The organism is Flavobacterium faecale (assembly GCF_048320115.1).
In the GTDB taxonomy this organism is placed as follows: Bacteria; Bacteroidota; Bacteroidia; order Flavobacteriales; family Flavobacteriaceae; genus Flavobacterium; species Flavobacterium faecale_A.
Window position 1 is genome coordinate 503,790 of the sequence record NZ_CP182943.1, and the last position, 17,934, is coordinate 521,723.

Annotated in this window: 14 protein-coding genes; 9 read left to right on the forward strand and 5 right to left on the reverse strand. The window is 35.2% G+C overall.

What is annotated here, in order from left to right:
• Positions 1 to 144 precede the first annotated feature (144 nt).
• The 3 genes from ACNH59_RS01945 to ACNH59_RS01955 all read left to right on the forward strand — a co-directional run bounded on the left by ACNH59_RS01945 (position 145) and on the right by ACNH59_RS01955 (position 4,822).
• The gene (locus tag ACNH59_RS01945) at positions 145 to 1,386 is read left to right on the forward strand and encodes a hypothetical protein (RefSeq protein WP_418263776.1); all 1,242 of its coding nucleotides are present in this window, start codon (positions 145 to 147) and stop codon (positions 1,384 to 1,386) included.
• 121 nt (positions 1,387 to 1,507) lie between these two features.
• Positions 1,508 to 3,469, forward strand: a complete 1,962-nt coding sequence (locus ACNH59_RS01950; protein WP_418263777.1) for a KUP/HAK/KT family potassium transporter — start codon at positions 1,508 to 1,510, stop codon at positions 3,467 to 3,469.
• A gap of 138 nt (positions 3,470 to 3,607) precedes the next feature.
• Positions 3,608 to 4,822, forward strand: a complete 1,215-nt coding sequence (locus ACNH59_RS01955; protein ID WP_418263778.1) for an RsmB/NOP family class I SAM-dependent RNA methyltransferase — start codon at positions 3,608 to 3,610, stop codon at positions 4,820 to 4,822.
• Between the two features lie 147 nt (positions 4,823 to 4,969).
• Here the strand turns inward: ACNH59_RS01955 and rho are convergent, their stop codons facing one another.
• Positions 4,970 to 6,700 carry a transcription termination factor Rho gene (gene rho / locus ACNH59_RS01960; RefSeq protein WP_418263779.1) on the reverse strand — a complete coding sequence of 577 codons (1,731 nt, stop codon included), beginning with the start codon at positions 6,698 to 6,700 and terminating at the stop codon, positions 4,970 to 4,972.
• 181 nt (positions 6,701 to 6,881) lie between these two features.
• Here rho and ACNH59_RS01965 point away from each other — a divergent pair, with 181 nt between their 5' ends.
• The 3 genes from ACNH59_RS01965 to ACNH59_RS01975 all read left to right on the forward strand — a co-directional run bounded on the left by ACNH59_RS01965 (position 6,882) and on the right by ACNH59_RS01975 (position 9,867).
• Positions 6,882 to 7,295, forward strand: a complete 414-nt coding sequence (locus ACNH59_RS01965; RefSeq protein WP_418263780.1) for a DUF4293 domain-containing protein — start codon at positions 6,882 to 6,884, stop codon at positions 7,293 to 7,295.
• A 192-nt stretch (positions 7,296 to 7,487) separates the two neighbouring features.
• Positions 7,488 to 8,150, forward strand: coding sequence for a response regulator (locus ACNH59_RS01970; protein WP_418263781.1), 663 nt, complete (start codon positions 7,488 to 7,490; stop codon positions 8,148 to 8,150).
• A 19-nt stretch (positions 8,151 to 8,169) separates the two neighbouring features.
• Positions 8,170 to 9,867, forward strand: coding sequence for a tetratricopeptide repeat-containing sensor histidine kinase (locus tag ACNH59_RS01975; protein WP_418263782.1), 1,698 nt, complete (start codon positions 8,170 to 8,172; stop codon positions 9,865 to 9,867).
• Here the strand turns inward: ACNH59_RS01975 and ACNH59_RS01980 are convergent.
• Positions 9,864 to 10,361, reverse strand: coding sequence for a metallophosphoesterase family protein (locus ACNH59_RS01980; protein WP_418263783.1), 498 nt, complete (start codon positions 10,359 to 10,361; stop codon positions 9,864 to 9,866). The two genes, ACNH59_RS01975 and ACNH59_RS01980, sit on opposite strands and share 4 nt — an antisense overlap.
• Before the next feature lie 264 nt (positions 10,362 to 10,625).
• On the opposite strand from ACNH59_RS01980, the gene truA reads away from it, so the two are divergent.
• The 3 genes from truA to lpdA all read left to right on the forward strand — a co-directional run bounded on the left by truA (position 10,626) and on the right by lpdA (position 14,944).
• Entirely contained in the window at positions 10,626 to 11,363 is a 738-nt protein-coding gene (truA, locus tag ACNH59_RS01985; protein WP_418263784.1) for a tRNA pseudouridine(38-40) synthase TruA, read from the forward strand.
• A gap of 191 nt (positions 11,364 to 11,554) precedes the next feature.
• Positions 11,555 to 13,318, forward strand: coding sequence for an ABC transporter ATP-binding protein (locus ACNH59_RS01990; RefSeq protein ID WP_418263785.1), 1,764 nt, complete (start codon positions 11,555 to 11,557; stop codon positions 13,316 to 13,318).
• A gap of 237 nt (positions 13,319 to 13,555) precedes the next feature.
• Positions 13,556 to 14,944, forward strand: a complete 1,389-nt coding sequence (lpdA, locus tag ACNH59_RS01995; protein WP_418263786.1) for a dihydrolipoyl dehydrogenase — start codon at positions 13,556 to 13,558, stop codon at positions 14,942 to 14,944.
• A gap of 185 nt (positions 14,945 to 15,129) precedes the next feature.
• Here lpdA and ACNH59_RS02000 read toward each other — a convergent pair whose 3' ends face one another.
• The 3 genes from ACNH59_RS02000 to ACNH59_RS02010 form a co-directional block, all read right to left on the reverse strand.
• Positions 15,130 to 15,360 carry a hypothetical protein gene (locus tag ACNH59_RS02000; protein WP_418263787.1) on the reverse strand — a complete coding sequence of 77 codons (231 nt, stop codon included), beginning with the start codon at positions 15,358 to 15,360 and terminating at the stop codon, positions 15,130 to 15,132.
• 117 nt (positions 15,361 to 15,477) lie between these two features.
• Positions 15,478 to 16,386, reverse strand: coding sequence for a prohibitin family protein (locus ACNH59_RS02005; protein ID WP_418263788.1), 909 nt, complete (start codon positions 16,384 to 16,386; stop codon positions 15,478 to 15,480).
• A 36-nt stretch (positions 16,387 to 16,422) separates the two neighbouring features.
• Positions 16,423 to 17,796: an MATE family efflux transporter gene (locus ACNH59_RS02010; protein WP_418263789.1), complete on the reverse strand. Its 1,374-nt coding sequence runs from the start codon at positions 17,794 to 17,796 to the stop codon at positions 16,423 to 16,425.
• Between the last annotated feature and the right edge of the window lie 138 nt (positions 17,797 to 17,934).

The following is a 17,934-nucleotide window of genomic DNA, read 5'->3' on the forward strand; positions in this document are numbered from 1 at the left end:
ATTGGGTTTTAATGCTATTTAATAGTTCTAAAACCAAAAAAAAGCAAACTTACCTTCAAGAAATAGTTTTTCTACGAAGCTTGAAAACAGTAATTGGCACAGTAATTGGATATTTAGTTAGTATACAATTTAAAACCAGCCGTCATGAAAACTAAAACACTAATAACAAGCCTAATAGCCTTCCTGTTTGCTTTACAAATGCAAGCACAATACGGAAGGGTAAACGCCATGAATGATGAAATTAGCGATAATTTAGACCTTAGAGCAGTGGCATCACTTTTTGGCGATTCAAGAAACCTACAAGACTTCGAAAGAAGACTTAACGACCCTAAAATTCAAATTTCAAATTTGGATTTGAACTATGACAACCGTGTCGATTATTTACGAGTTATCGAAACGGTAGACCGTAATACGCATCTAATTGTGATACAATCTGTAATAGACCGTGACGTTTATCAAGATGTAGCCACTATCGAGGTGGAACGAGACCGTTACAATAGAGTTCAAGTGCAATTTGTAGGGAACGAATACATTTATGGGCCTAACTATATTTACGAACCTGTATATTACAGCCAACCGTTAATCTACGCATCATTTTGCGTAAGCAATTACCGTCCATATGTTTCTAATTGGTTTTGGAATTATTACCCATCTTATTATTACGCATGGAATCCTTATCCAATTTATAGATATCGTTCAAATATTCAAGTGTCGATTAATTTTCACAATACCTATAACTACGTAAATTACAGACGTAGTAGCTATGCAGCAACGCTATACCGTACAAGATATTCTAATGGATATGAGCGATTATACCCGCATAGAAACTTTACGAATCGTAATGCTTATGCAACTAATAGATATGAACTAGACCATAGAAGAAGCAGTAGAACCTCGACTTCAAGAATTGAAAGTGACAATTACAGAAACGGAGCACCTAGGGTGAGTAGTTCAGACAGAAATTATACTCAAAGAGGATATACCCAGAACCGTTCTAGCACTTCAAGAGAGGTAACACCTCAAAGAAATGAAAGTTCGAAAGATTACACACCAAACAGAACTAATTCTTCAAGAGACTATTCACAAAACAGAAGCAATTCTTCTAGGGAGATAGCACCACAAAAAAGCAACAATTCTAGGGATTACTCTGAAAATAGAAATAATTCAGCTCGAGAAGTAGCTCCGCAGAGAAATGAAAGTTCAAGAGACAATTCTCAAAGTAGATACAGTTCCCCTAGAGAATCAGCTCCACAACCTTCTAAATCTCAAATACAAAGCCGTTCATCTGAAAACAGATCAAACTCAGTACGAGAAAGCAGACCTCAAAATTCTGGAAACAACGGCAGAGGCTCTTCTTCTAATAGCATGAGCAACAGAAGAACATAGTCATAATTTCATTTATCAAAACACGGTTTAACAGACCGTGTTTTTTTTGTTCTTTTTTGAAATAATCCAAACTAAATATATTTAAAAAGAGTAAATTTGAAGCGTTTATTAAAAATACTACATGAGTTTGTCGCATAGAGATTTACACACTAAATTAACATTAGGAGGACTATTAGTAACATTAGGTATTATTTACGGAGATATCGGTACCTCGCCTTTATACGTAATGAAGGCCATCCTAAGCAATCACACTATCAATGCCGACATCGTGCTAGGAGGTATTTCTTGTGTCTTTTGGACATTAACACTTCAAACCACAATCAAATATGTCCTCATTACATTAAGCGCTGACAATCATGGAGAAGGAGGTATTTTTGCACTATACGCCCTAGTCAAAAAAACCAAAATCCAGTGGTTAATAGTCCCCGCCATTATTGGAGGAAGTGCTTTACTCGCTGACGGAATCATCACTCCACCCATCTCCGTTTCTTCGGCAGTTGAGGGAATAAAAACATTTTACCCCGAAATTAATACTGTCCCAATTGTTATAGGAATCTTATTCATACTATTTACCATTCAACAATTTGGAACCAAACTAGTTGGTAAGTTTTTTGCCCCCATGATGTTGATCTGGTTCAGCATGCTGGGCTTTCTTGGACTGATGCAGATTATACAACACCCCGAAGTAGTAAAAGCATTCAACCCTTACTATGCCTATCATTTATTAAACATTCACCCCGAAGGTTTTTTTGTTTTAGGATTAGTATTCTTATGTACAACTGGAGCTGAGGCACTTTATTCGGACATGGGACATTGTGGAAGAAAAAATATCCGAATCAGTTGGATCTTTGTCAAAGCCACTTTACTTCTCAATTATTTCGGACAAGCCGCTTATTTAATTCATCACGAGGGCGAGACACTACAATCTTTAGGTGGGCCAAACGGAAACCCTTTTTATCTTATAATGGCCGATTGGTTCAAACCTTTTGGAATTGTAATCGCCACTTTAGCAGCAGTAATCGCCTCACAAGCCTTGATTAGTGGTTCATTTACATTAATCAATGAAGCCATGAGATTGAATTTTTGGCCTAAAGTAAAAATCAAATACCCTACGGAACTCAAAGGACAATTGTACATCCCGTCCATCAACTGGTTACTATTCTTTGGCTGTGTAGGTATTGTAATCCATTTTGAAGAATCCAGCAATATGGAACACGCTTATGGTCTTGCAATTATTCTTTGCATGATCATGACCACCATTTTACTCAACTTTTATTTAATCATGAAAAGAGTAAAATTATATTTCATGGTTCCTTTAATCACTATTTATTTAATGATTGAATTTAGTTTTCTTGCCGCTAATGTCACCAAATTCACCGAAGGCGGATATGTTACCCTTCTAATAGCTATAGTTTTAATAGGCATTATGACTACCTGGTTCTTAGCGAAGAAAATCAACAAAAGCTACACTAAAATTGTTAAGATTGAAGATTACAAAAAAGTACTCCGAGAGTTATCAATGGACCTTACCATACCGAAATACGCAACGCATTTAGTTTACATGACGAATGCCAATCGATCTGATGAAATAGAAGAAAAAGTAATGTATTCTATTTTACAAAAAAGACCTAAGAGAGCCGATATATATTGGTTTGTACATGTCAATATTTTAACGGAACCCTATAAAACGGAATATCGAGTTACCGAAATTTTAAAAGACGATTTGTACCGAATTGATTTCAACCTAGGTTTTAGAGAACCTACTAAAATCAACTTAATGTTCAAAGAAGTAATTAAGGATATGGTACAAAATGGCGAGGTAGATATTACCAGTCGTTACGAATCATTAAATAAAAACAACATCCTTGGTGACTTCAAATTTGTATTGTCTGAAAAATTCCTTTCTAACGACAGTGATTTAAGATGGTATGAAAAACTAGTCATGAACTCTTATTTCTTAATCAAAAAACTGAGTTTATCAGAAGAAAGAGCTTTTGGTTTAGATAGTAGTTCTGTTAAAATTGAAAAATTCCCGATGGTACTTCATGCTCCCGAAATAGTTGGTTTAACACGTGTGCAGTAGCACTTAATACAACAATCGATCAAAGGCACTGTAAAACACAGTGCTTTTTTTATATTCAAATGCATAAAGCAAATTTTCCTTCATTTAAAATTAAACTATCAAACCAATAATAGTACCTTTGCAAATCAATTATTTAAAATGAGATTACACCGAAATTTAGTTTACACCACGATTGATTCCCTAAACGCTATTTTCAACGAAGGAGAATATGCAGACAAAGTGGTTGCCAGAGCTTTAAAAAAAGACAAACGTTGGGGAAGTTCCGATAGAAAATTTGTTGCCGAAACCATATACGAAATCGTTCGTTGGAAAAGATTATATGCAGAAATTGCAGAGGTTAGAGAACCATTTGACCGCGATAATTTATGGAGAATGTTCTCCGTTTGGGCCGTATTAAGAGGTTACCCAATTCCAGATTGGCGTCAACTAGAAGGAACACCTGAACGCAAAATAAAAGGTCGTTTTGACGAATTATCAAAAACACGTGCTATTAAAGAGTCTATTCCTGACTGGATGGATGAATTGTGCGCTAAAGAATTAGGGGAAAAAGTTTGGGCAAAAGAAATTACCGCTCAAAACCAACCTGCTAAAGTAATCCTTAGAACCAACACACTAAAGACTACTAAGGAAAATCTAAGAGCTATTTTGATGGATTTAGACATCGAAACAGAATACCTAGAAAATCAACCAGAAGCCTTGGTTTTAAAAGAAAGAGCCAATGTCTTTATGACAGACGCTTTCAAACAAGGATTATTTGAGGTGCAAGATGCCAACTCACAATTGGTAGCTGCTTTCCTTGATGTAAAACCCGGAATGAGAGTGGTGGATACTTGTGCAGGTGCAGGAGGAAAAACATTACACATTGCCTCATTAATGGAAAACAAAGGGCAATTAATTGCGATGGATTTATACGAAAGTAAACTCAAGCAATTAAAATTGAGAGCCAAAAGAAATAGCGCTTTTAACATTGAATACCGCATTATTGAAAGCACGAAAGTAATCAAACGTTTGCACGAAAAAGCAGACCGCGTTTTGATTGACGCACCTTGTAGCGGATTAGGCGTTTTAAAAAGAAATCCTGACGCCAAATGGAAACTAAAACCTGAATTCATTGACAACATCCGTAAAGTACAATCAGAAGTACTGGAAAGTTATTCTAAAATTGTAAAACCAGGCGGAAAATTAGTATATGCCACTTGCTCCATTTTACCATCAGAAAACCAAGAACAGGTAGAACGTTTTCTAAAAACAGATATAGGCAAACAATTTACCTTTATCAAAGACCACAAAATCTTAGCATCTGAATCTGGATTTGACGGTTTTTACATGGCTTTGATGGAAAGAAAAGCTTAGACAAAAATCAAAAGTCAATAACAATTTCAAATAACAAAAAAGCTCCAATATCATTGAGAAATCGGAGCTTTTTGCTTTTATTTATTTTAAATTTTCGCCAACAATCAAAATTGATTTATTTTTGCCTTTTGAATTTTGTTTTTTGAACTAGTCATTCATCGAAATCAAAAACTCTTCATTGTTTCTAGTTTGTCTGAAACGGTCATTGATAAAGCTCATCGCTTCTACAGGATTCATATCGGCAAGATACTTACGCATGATCCACATTCTTTGTAGTGTGTTTTCATCCAATAACAAATCGTCACGTCTGGTACTTGATGAAGTCAAATCAATCGCTGGAAAGATACGTTTGTTCGCAATCTTACGATCCAATTGCAATTCCATGTTACCAGTTCCTTTGAATTCTTCAAAAATAACCTCGTCCATTTTCGAACCTGTTTCAGTTAAGGCTGTAGCAATAATACTCAAGGAACCACCATTTTCTACATTACGAGCAGCACCAAAGAAACGTTTCGGCTTTTGTAATGCATTAGCATCTACACCTCCGCTCAAAACCTTTCCAGAAGCAGGTTGAACAGTATTATAAGCTCTCGCTAAACGCGTGATCGAATCCAAAAGAATCACCACATCGTGTCCACATTCTACTAATCTTTTTGATTTTTCAAGAACGATATTTGCAATTTTCACATGCTCTTGTGGCTCTCTGTCAAAAGTTGAGGCAATTACCTCACCACGCACACTACGTTGCATATCGGTTACCTCTTCAGGTCGTTCGTCAATTAATAAAACGATCAAATAAGCCTCTGGATGATTGGCCGCAATTGCATTTGCTATTTCTTTTAGCAACATGGTTTTACCCGTTTTGGGTTGAGCCACAATCATACCACGTTGTCCTTTACCGATCGGTGAAAACAAATCAATAATACGTGTTGAAATCGTACTTTGTCTTTCGGCTAATTTGAATTTTTCAGAAGGAAAAACAGGAGTTAAATGTTCAAATGAAATTCGGTCTCTTACCACTTGCGGGTCGTGCCCATTGATTTTAAGAACGCGAACTAAAGGAAAGAATTTCTCTCCCTCTTTTGGAGGCCTTACCACTCCTTTAACAGTATCACCTGTTTTTAAACCAAATAATCTAATTTGTGAAGTTGACAAATAAATATCATCTGGGGAAGCTAAATAATTATAATCTGAGGAACGTAAAAAACCATAACCGTCAGGCATCATCTCAAGCACTCCTTCGCTTTCAATAATTCCATCAAATTCAAAATCAGCATCTCTGAAATTATTTTTTTTACTTTTAAAGTTAGGGTTTGGATTTTGCTTATTTTGTTGGTTTGGATTTATCTTCTTCGCTGGAGTATTAGATTCTGATGTTCCAGCAACCTCAGTATTTTCAGCCCCTTCTTCTGTTTCTTTTACAGTTTCCTTGGCCTCTTCTTTTTCTTTTTTAAGTGCAATTTTCTTTTCGTAAGCTGACTTACTAAACTTTACAATCTTAGGCGATTTTTTCGAAGAATCATTTCCTTCACTACTAGCTTCAACAGCAGACTTTTCTTCCGCATTTGTAGACACAGTTGCTACATGATCTTCATTTTCTGGTGCTTCTTTATTAGCAACTACCTTAGCTGTTGTTTTGGGTGCTGTTGTTTTTTTGGCAGGGACAATTCGAGTCCTTTTAGGCTTTTCAGCTTCCTCTTTACCGGAATTCTTCTTTTCTTCGGCACCTGAATCAACCTGCACATTTGCCTGATGGTCTAAAATCAGACCAATTAAAGTCTCTTTTTTAACACCATTAAATTTTATTTTTTTAGCCGCTTTAGCTATTTCTTGAAGCTCAGCTAGCTTCATTTCTTTTAATGCAGAAATATCAAACATGAAAGTTCTTTGAATTTAATTAATTTGGAAACACTAAAAAGATAGGTAGTATAATTTTAATATGAATAGACCGCAGTATGAAGTGCTTACGGTATTGTTATGCAATAATACGAATAAAATTTAATGATACAATAGTATTTTAAAAAAAGAAAATATATTTTTGTGGCACAAATAAGCAGTAATGATACAAAGAATTCAAACCATTTATTTATTTCTAGCTTTTGCAGCAACAGGAATTTTACCGTTTCTATTCCCTTTATGGAAGTTGGAAAATGGAGAAAATTTCTTCTTTATGCAAAATTCCTTTTATGTTATTTTGTTTGGACTAAGCACTACTCTTAGTGTATTAAGTATCATCTCGTTTAAAAAAAGAAAAACTCAATTTGTCCTTGGCAGATTGAACATCATATTAAATTTAATTTTATTAGGATTATTTGTTTATCATTCACTAAACTTATCTGGAGGAACTGAATTGGTTTCTGAGAAAGGTATTGGGATGTTTCTTCCTATTGTCACTATCGTATTATTAGTTTTAGCTAATAAGGCCATCAAAAAGGACGAAGATCTTGTAAAATCTGTGGATCGATTGAGATAAACCTATAAACTTAGTTTATTAGTGCGAAGGAAACCCGAATTTTACATTCGGGTTTTTTTGTTAAATACTCTTCAATTCTTAGTAAAAAAAAACGTTTTATTCAATCAAATTTCATTAAATTGATAGAGCAAAGCGACAATAAATTATTATAACGTTTTTTTTAATAAATTTACCCATTCATTTTCAATGGACATGAAAGAAAAAATACGAATACATCTTGCCGACGATCACCATGTCCTTATTGACGGCATGAAGACCTTATTAAATACGGTTTCAAATTTTGAAGTAGTAGGCTTTTCTTTAGATGGAAGCTGTATATATGAAGAAGTAACAACCAATAGTAGTGACGTCTTGATTTTAGACATTAGTATGCCTAAAAAAGATGGACTAGAAGTAATAAAAGAATTTAAAATAAAAGGATTCCCATGTAAGGTAATTATTCTTTCTAGCTATGACGATTTAAAAATCATCAAAGAAGTTATGAAGCTAGGAGCATCAGGCTATTTAACAAAGCAGTGTGCTGGTGAAAATATTGTCGAAGCTGTACAAACTGTGATAAATGGCGAAGAATATTTTTGCGATGTTGTTAGAGAAAAAATATTCAGTACTGCAACACAAAACAATCCTCAGCTAGTTCAAAAAAAAATCACAACTACTCCTCTTTTGACAGAAAGAGAAATAGAGATTATCACACTCATTGCCCTTGAATACAGCGGAAAAGAAATTAGTGAAAAGTTATTCATCAGCACCAACACTGTCGAAACTCATCGGAAAAACATCATCAAAAAACTAAAAGCCAAGAATACTATTAGTATCGTAAAATTTGCCATAAAAAACAATTTAATAAAATCATAATATCAATTACCGCTTTTTTATGACACAAATTCGACTTGTTATATTCCTCCTAACACTTTTCTTAACCAGTCAATCCGCATTTTCACAAGATAAAAATCCGACTGAAAAAGAAACCACTCAACTCGTTCAAGAAGCAACAAAATTAATGCTGGATGAAAAACATGAAGAATCACTCATTAAATCTCGCAAAGCCTTAAAGTACGCTATCGCACTCAACAACAACAACCTGATTGCAAATTGCTACAATACCATAGCGGCAAATTTTGATCAGTTAACCGAATTTGAAAAAGCTTTTTTTTACTATAAAAAGGGGTTAATCTATGCTCAAAAGACTAATAATAACATTTTAAAAAATTGGCTAAACAATAATATTGGCAATATCTATTGTTTTGACAAGAAAGAATATGCAAAAGGGATTTACTATTATAAAAAATCTCTTGAATACAGCACAAAAATCAAAGACACTACCCAAATTGTTTTTACCAAACTGAATATCACTTGGGCCTATTTTGATATCGGACAATACGAGGAAGGATTACCCTACTTAGAATTCATCAACAAACACCATTCTAAATACGGAAAAGAATCAACAACAGTTGCTTTAAACATGTTAAACGGCATGTATCATTCTCACAAAAACAATAACAAAAAGGCAATTACATATTTTGAGAAAGCGATTGAAAAGGGAAATACAGGAGATGAAAAGTCCGATTTATCTTTTACACATTTAGAATATTCTAAATTTTTATTCAAAAACAAACTATTTAAAAAAGCGTATCAAAATCTAAACACTTACAACGCACTTACGACAGAAATAAACGACGATGACAAACTAAAAAAAGCCAATGTTGCTGGTATAAATTTGGAACTTGATGAATACAAAAGAGAGATTGACAACATAGAATCTAAGTTTAAATCGCAAGAACAATTAATGATCGAAAACCAGACCAAAAACAAGCGTATTAGTGTGATTATAATTTCAGCTTTGATTATCATTATTATCCTGTTTTACTTTTACTTTCAAAACGTCCAACTAAAACAAAAAAACAAATTAAAAGACATTCAGAGAAAAATACAAGAAAACATCATTACTGCTTCAATTAACGCTCAAGAATTAGAACGAAAAAAAATTGCCTCATTTTTACATGACAACATCAGCGCATTACTCTCATCCGCAGCTTTACATCTCACTGTCTTTTCAGCAAAAAACAAAAACAATAGCGAAGAAATAACTAAAATAAAATCCATTCTTATACAAACACACTACAAAGTACGAGATTTATCACACCAACTATTACCTTCCTTATTAGCTCGTTTTGGATTGTTTTACGCACTCAATGACCTATGCGAAATAAATTCTAATTCTAACCTGCATTTTGAATTTTGCAACAATGTAACCAATGAAACTCGATATAATGAGGACTATGAAATGAAGATGTATTTCATCATCAGCGAGTTACTAAACAACATTATCAAGCACAGTGACGCCAGTAATGCCAAACTAACACTAAGCGAAAAAGACTCCATGTTGTATATCTCTGTAAAAGATAACGGCGAAGGTTTTGAAATCAAAAATTACCGAACGATTGAGGGCTTTGGACTCAATCAGATTCGGGCGCGTATCAAAAATATGGGGGGCAAAATTAAAATCAAATCTATCATCAATTCTGGAACCAGTATTTCAATAATAGCACCCATTGAATATAAAAACAGTTAGACTCTTTTTTCAATTTCGATAATTTCCAAATCTTTGATCTTACCAGCTTCAATCACAAAACGAAGCATCGTTCGTACTTGATGAAAACCACTTTTACCACAAGCACCCGGATTCATGTGTAATAAATTTAATTTTTCATCAAACTGCACTTTCAAAATATGAGAATGTCCACAAATAAATAATTTAGGTGGATTTGCTGTCAATTCAGCTCTAATATTAGGATTGTATTTCCCTGGATAACCGCCAATATGCGTTATCCAAACATCTACCCCTTCGCACATAAACCTATTGTGTAAAGGAAATTCCAATCTTGCCTGCGAATCATCAATGTTACCATAAACAGCTCGCAATGGTTTGTACTTTTTTAAAGTATCCGTCACGGTCAAATCCCCAATATCACCCGCATGCCATACTTCATCTGCCTGAGCAACGTATTTCAAAATCGTATCATCAATATGACTGTGTGTATCTGAAAGCAGTAGTATTTTTTTCATTTTTTTATTTTAAATGACCAAAGATACTATTTCATCTATAAAATATTTAGGATTTAGGAATTGGGATTTCAGGACGGGACATCCAAAGAAATAAAACCTGTCAAACAGAAAATCACTAAATACAAACTAACAAGATATTAATTTTGAATTCACATTCTGTATTCAAAAATCACGAATCAAAAATCGTTAATCCTTTTTTTTAACCTTTTCCCAACACAAAAACTTTGTACCTTTGAAACTTTAGAAATTTGCGATACAATAGCCTTGAGATATTTTATAAAATTAGCCTATAACGGAACACCTTATCATGGGTGGCAATACCAGCCCAACGCAGCCTCGGTACAAGAGACTCTAAACAAAGCACTATCGATTTTGCTACATTCTGAAATCAATGTCATGGGTGCTGGACGTACTGATACTGGTGTACATGCTCGGGAAATGTACGCTCATTTTGACTACGACAAAACAATTGACAGTCCAAAACTAGTTCACAAACTCAATTCGTTTTTACCCAAGGACATTGCGATTTTCAATATCACTGCCGTCTCTGACGAAGCGCATTGCCGTTTTGATGCCACAAAAAGAACCTACGAATACCATATTAACACGGTTAAAGATGTTTTTTTACCAGAACAAAGTTGGTATCTCAATCAAAAACTAGATGTAGCATTGATGAATGAAGCAGCGAAACTATTATTCAATCACACCAATTTCCAATCTTTCTCCAAAGTAAACACCGACGTAAACACCTTCGATTGTACTATTTTTGAAGCAAAATGGCAAGAAAACGGAACTAAATTAATTTTTACCATTTCTGCCAATCGTTTTTTACGCAACATGGTGCGCGCTATTGTGGGGACTTTGGTAAATGTAGGATTACACAAAATTACTTTATATGATTTTGAAAAAATTATCGAGAGTAGAAACAGGGAAAAAGCAGGTTTCTCAGTACCCGCCCATGGCTTGTACTTGACTAAAATTGTGTATCCTTATTTGGAATAAAAACGCAATTTTGAGAATGAGATTTCCTCACTACCCATGATAGCCCCAAAAAGTCGGGAGAAATCCTTTTTATCGCGATTTTTTTAGTAATCTAAAGATTGAAACATCCCGAAGTGTCGGGAGTAGGTCGAGACGAAAATGAAAAGACATATAATAAATAGCTCCAAAAAAGGAACTAAACAGCATAAGAAATGAAAGCAAAAGCATTCGACATACGATTATTTAAAAGAATTTTAGAATATACTAAGCCCTATCAATGGCGATTTAACGGCGTAGTTGTGTTTGCAATTTCACTATCGATATTCGCAGCCTTGCGCCCGTATTTGCTAAAACACACTGTGGATGGCTACATTCAAACGGAAGACCCACACGGACTTTTATTATACATCAGTTTGATGGGAATCGTCTTGTTGCTGGAGGTTTTTTCACAATTTTATTTTGTGTATTGGGCAAACTGGCTAGGCCAAGACATTGTCAAAGATATTCGTGTAAAACTCTTCAAACACATTTTGAGTTTTAGAATGAAATATTTTGATTTGGTACCCGTAGGCCAATTGGTAACCCGTTCCGTTTCAGACATTGAGGCCATTGCACGTATTTTTAGTCAAGGTCTTTTCATGATTATCAGTGACCTAATGAAAATGGTCGTGGTACTTGGTTTTATGCTGTACATGAACTGGAAACTGACTTGGATTGTAATTGTGGCGATGCCTATTTTAGTGTATTTCACTCGAATTTTCCAACGCAAAATGCAAATCGCTTTTGAAGAAGTACGTGCTGAAATTGCCAACATGAATACTTTTGTCCAAGAACGCGTTACGGGTATGAAAATCGTACAACTCTTTAACCGTGAAACCATTGAATCACAAAAGTTCAAAGAAATCAATCACAAACACAAAACCGCTTGGATAAAGACGATTTTGTACAACTCCATTTTCTTTCCTATTGCCGATATCATTTCGTCCTTAACCTTAGGTTTTGTGGTGCTTTATGGCGGAATTAAGATTTTGAACGGAGATAATTTCACCACCTTTGGAGATTTATTTTCCTACACCATGTTTATTGGTATGTTGTTCAATCCGCTACGCCAAATTGCAGATAAATTCAACGAGATGCAACTGGGTATGATTGCGGCTAATCGTGTGTTTGAAATTTTAGATACCCAAGACCAAATTCAAGATACTGGTAAGAAAGAAGCACCCGTTTTTGACGGAAATATATCGTTCAAGGAAGTACGTTTTGGTTACATTCCAAATGAAGAAGTTATTAAAGGCATTGATTTAGAAGTCAACGCTGGTGATACCATTGCCATTGTAGGATCAACGGGAGCAGGAAAATCAACCATCATAAACTTATTGAACCGTTTTTACGAAATCAACAGCGGTACCATTTGCATCGACGATCATAATATTAAGGAATATACTTTAAGTTCGTTGCGAAAGCAAATTGCCGTAGTACTACAAGATGTATTTTTATTTGCAGACACCATTTACAACAACATTACATTAAACAACCCTGAAATTAGCAGGGAACAAGTATATGAAGCCGCTAAAGAAATTGGCGTACACAACTTCATCATGAGCTTGCCTGACAATTATGATTTTGATGTTAAAGAACGTGGCGTGATGTTATCATCTGGACAACGCCAATTAATTGCATTTTTACGTGCCTATGTAAGCAATCCTAGTATTTTGATTTTAGACGAAGCAACCTCGTCTATAGACACCTATTCAGAAGAACTAATTCAGCGTGCTACCGAAACCATCACTCAAGGTAGAACCTCAATTGTAATTGCACATCGATTAGCTACTATTGTCAATGCGGATAAAATTGTAGTTATGGATCAAGGACTGATTGTAGAACAAGGCACACACCAAGAATTAATTGACAAAACTTCTGGCTATTACAAAAACCTGTATGACTCCCAGTTTTCCTTGTCCAATTCAGGCTCTTAAGTCATGCTATTCTTGACAAATAAGAACAGACATCTATTATCAATACTGTAAGTTATTTTAAAAAAATCATGGTTTTCTGAAATTTTGTTAGTTTAATACTTTATTTCATTGAAACTTTCTCAAAACAGAATAAATCCTTAAATTCGCCCCGTCATTCTGTTTAAAAATTTCATAGAAAATGAAATGAGCTTTTGCAAATTCCATTTTTACAACTTAAAAAAATAAAACATAAAAAAAATGAAATACGATATCATAGTTTTAGGAAGTGGTCCTGGCGGATATGTTACTGCCATTAGAGCGTCACAATTAGGTTTTAAAGTAGCTGTAATAGAGAAAGAAAACCTTGGAGGAATTTGTTTAAACTGGGGCTGTATCCCTACGAAAGCCCTGTTAAAGTCAGCTCAAGTTTTTGATTATTTAAAACACGCCTCTGACTACGGATTGACTGTTTCATCATTTGACAAAGATTTCCCTGCTGTCATCCAACGCAGCCGTAATGTGGCGAGCGGAATGAGCAAAGGAGTTACCTTCTTAATGAAGAAAAACAAAATTGACGTTATCAATGGTTTTGGAAAAGTAAAACCAGGTAAAAAAGTTGACGTAACTGACAAAGACAACAAAGTAACGGAATACAGTGCCGACCATATCATCATTGCTACAGGAGCTCGTTCTCGTGAGTTGCCTAACTTGCCACAAGATGGTGAAAAAGTAATTGGATACCGTCAAGCAATGTCCTTACCAAAACAACCTGAATCGATGATTGTTGTTGGTTCTGGCGCCATTGGAGTAGAATTTGCTCACTTTTACAACTCAATGGGAACTAAAGTGACTATCGTAGAATTTATGCCAAACGTGGTTCCAGTAGAAGACGAAGACATTTCAAAACAATTTGAAAAATCTTTGAAAAAATCTGGAATTGAGGTAATGGTGAACTCTTCTGTAGAGAAAATTGACACTACAGGAAAAGGAGTTAAAGCATTCGTTAAAACGGCTAAAGGAGAAGTAGTATTAGAAGCTGACATCTTATTATCTGCTGTTGGAATCAAAACAAATATCGAAAATATTGGATTAGAAGAAGTAGGAATTGCTACGGATAGAGATAAAATTCTAGTAAACGCTTACAACCAAACAAATATCCCAGGCTACTACGCTATTGGTGACGTAACTCCTGGACAAGCTTTGGCTCACGTTGCTTCTGCTGAAGGAATCAACTGTGTGGAGAAAATTGCAGGAATGCACGTAGACCCAATCGACTACGGAAACGTACCAGGTTGTACTTATGCTACTCCAGAAATTGCTTCTGTTGGCTTGACTGAAAAAGCGGCTAGAGAAAAAGGATACGATTTGAAAATTGGTAAATTCCCATTCTCAGCTTCTGGAAAAGCACAAGCTTCTGGAAACTCTGACGGATTTGTAAAAGTAATCTTTGATGCTAAATACGGAGAATGGTTAGGATGCCACATGATTGGTGCTGGTGTTACGGATATGATTGCTGAAGCAGTTGTAGCTCGTAAACTAGAAACTACAGGACACGAAATTCTTAAAGCGATCCATCCTCACCCAACGATGAGTGAAGCAGTTATGGAAGCAGTTGCTGATGCTTACGGAGAAGTAATTCACTTGTAATCATTGAGAGGAACGAAGCAACCTCTTCATACAAAATATCAAAATCCGATTTGCGAAAGTGAATCGGATTTTTTTTTATGGCGTAACCATCTGCAATCCTCCCGAATCCGATTGGGACACAAGCTAAAATCAAAAAGCACAAACCCATTCAGATTTGTGCTTTATTTTTTTCTAACCCAAAAATATTATTCGTTCTCGTAACGTTCCATTTCACGGTCGTAAAAAGCATTTGCTTGTTCGATCAAACCTTCCATTTCGGCGTTTAGTTCGGCTTCGTCTAAGTCTTCGGCTTCTTCCATGAATTCAACCTCATCATCTTTTAGGTTAATAATGAATCTTGGGTAATCTAAGTGAATGATAAAAATATCGTCTGGACAATCGGTGTTGTCACCTAGTAAAAATTTTGGTAATTCCATTTATGAGTTATGAGTTATAAATTATGAGTTATGAGTTACAGAATAAAAATCAATCCCGAAATATCGGGACGTTAATCCTAAATAAAAAATCCTGAATCCTTAATCTTAAATCCTTAATTATTTATCTGACAATATAATCGGCGCACCACCTTTACCGTTCATAAAAATAATTTTGGTATTAGGCGAAGCTGCTAATTCTTTTTGTGCTTTTATAGTTTCGTATTGCAATTGTTTATCGGTTAGACCCAATGAAATAATCCTTTGGTAATCAGCGATACCTTGTGCTTCCACTCTTTTACGTTCCGCCTCTTGTTTTTCTTTCTGGAGCACAAATTGCATTTTTTGCGCATCTTGTTCCGCATTGATTTTACTTTCGATTGTTGTTTTAACCGATGCGGGTAAGTTGATATTTCGAATCAACAACTGCTCCAAAATCAAACCTCTTTGCTTAAAATCAGCTTCAATACTTTTAAAAATCCGATTTTGAAACTCATTCCTTTTAGTAGAATACAATGCTACAGCATCATAATAAACAGCGTTGTCCCGAATACGCGTTCTAGTCACAGGACGCACAATTTTATCGATATAATTAACACCAAGTCCTTTTAAAATCTTGGGAGCATCAGTAGGCATCACTTTATACAAAACCGTCAAATCAATCACCACTTCAAGTCCATCATTAGACAAAACGCGAATGGCATCATCTCCCTCTTGGGCACCTTCTGCGTGATCAGCAGACATGGTGTAATTTTGAGTTTGCACATCAAAAATAGTGACGTCCAATAAGGGATTTATCAGATGCAAGCCACTTTCCAAAATATCAGGGTATACATTTCCATACAAAGACTTGACACCTACTTTCCCCGCATCAACCTGCTGAAAAGCGGTAGCAAAAACACCAACCAAGGCCAATAAAAAACCAATAATTCTGAAAACATTCGAAAATTTAGTCAAAGGACCAGGATTAGCATTGACAGAATAACTCACGATTATTAAGACGATGCCTATCAAGATAAATGCTACCATATTATACTATTTAAGGAGATTAAAACTTCATTTCACTTATTGATTTACAATCAACTTTTTAGTCAAATGATTGAAGCGAAGATACAAAAATAAAGCGGCTGTTGTTAATCCCGCCAAAAGTCCTAACCAAATTCCGATTGCTCTTAACTCGGTATACAAACCCAACCAAATACAAATAGGGAAACCTACTACCCAATAAGCGACAAAAGTAATATACATGGGTATCTTTACATCTTGCAATCCTCTCAAAGCACCTAACATCACTACTTGAATTCCGTCCGAAATTTGAAAAACAGCAGCTACAAGTAACAAATTCGATGCAATTTGTAAAACCTCTGTATTTTGAACAAGATCTGTTAAGCTGTCATTATCCACGAACCAATTGGGCAAATAATCGTGAAACAGCACAAAGAAAACTGCAAAGAACATTTCGAGTAAAATGGCTAACAAAAATATAGACAAAGCCACAATACGGAGTCTTTTATAATCTTTCAACCCTTTTTGGTTTCCTACTCTAATCGTTGCCGCAACACTCAATCCCATGGCAAACATAAACGTGAAGGAAGCCAGACTTAACGCAATTTGGTTTGCCGCCTGATTGGCAATTCCCAATCGACCAGATAACCAAACGGCACCTGTAAACAATCCAACTTCAAAAAACATTTGCATGGCCGATGGCGCACCAAGCTTGATAATTTCAACATTAACAGCTCTCTGAATCTTTTTTATTGAAAAACCTTCAAAAAAAGGATGGAATTTGGCATTATTCTTCATTTTGTAATGCAAATAAACCAGCATCACAAATCGAGAGACCAAGGTTCCTACAGCAGCCCCCATAAAACCCAATTCGGGAAAAATCCAAAATCCGTAAATTAAAACATAATTCAACACTACATTTATCACGTTACCCCATAAAGTTGCCCACATCGAATATTTAGTCTCACTCATCCCGTCGGCAAATTGCTTATACCCTTGAAATACGATTAAAGGCACCAAGGAAAAAGCAATAACATCCAGAAATGGTTTGGCTAAAACAACCACATTCTCTGGTTGCCCCATCAGGTTCATAAAAGGCTTTACAATCAATAGTAATCCAAAAAGCACTATCCCTAATATAGAACACAAATACAATCCATGATGAAAAGCCGTTCTCCCTTCTGAAATGTCTTTTTTTCCATCAGCTGCAGCGGCCATGGGTGTAATAGCTGTTGAAAATCCTATTCCCAATGACATGGCAACAAAAACCAAACTATTGGCCAAGGAAGCAGCTGCTAATTCAGTGGCACCAATATGACCCACCATCACATTATCAACAATTCCAACGATGGTATGACCTAACATTCCAATAATAATAGGATAAGCTAATTTGAAATTATATGAAAATTCTTGGGTGTAAGTAGATAAATTCAATTGTGTTTTTTTTGAGAGCGCAAAGGTAAGCAGAAGCTTTTAATTTCATTAACTATTAACATTATATCATTAGGAAATGATTTAGCCTCCTTTTACTCATCTAAAAATTATATAACAATCCGCATAAATCCTATAACA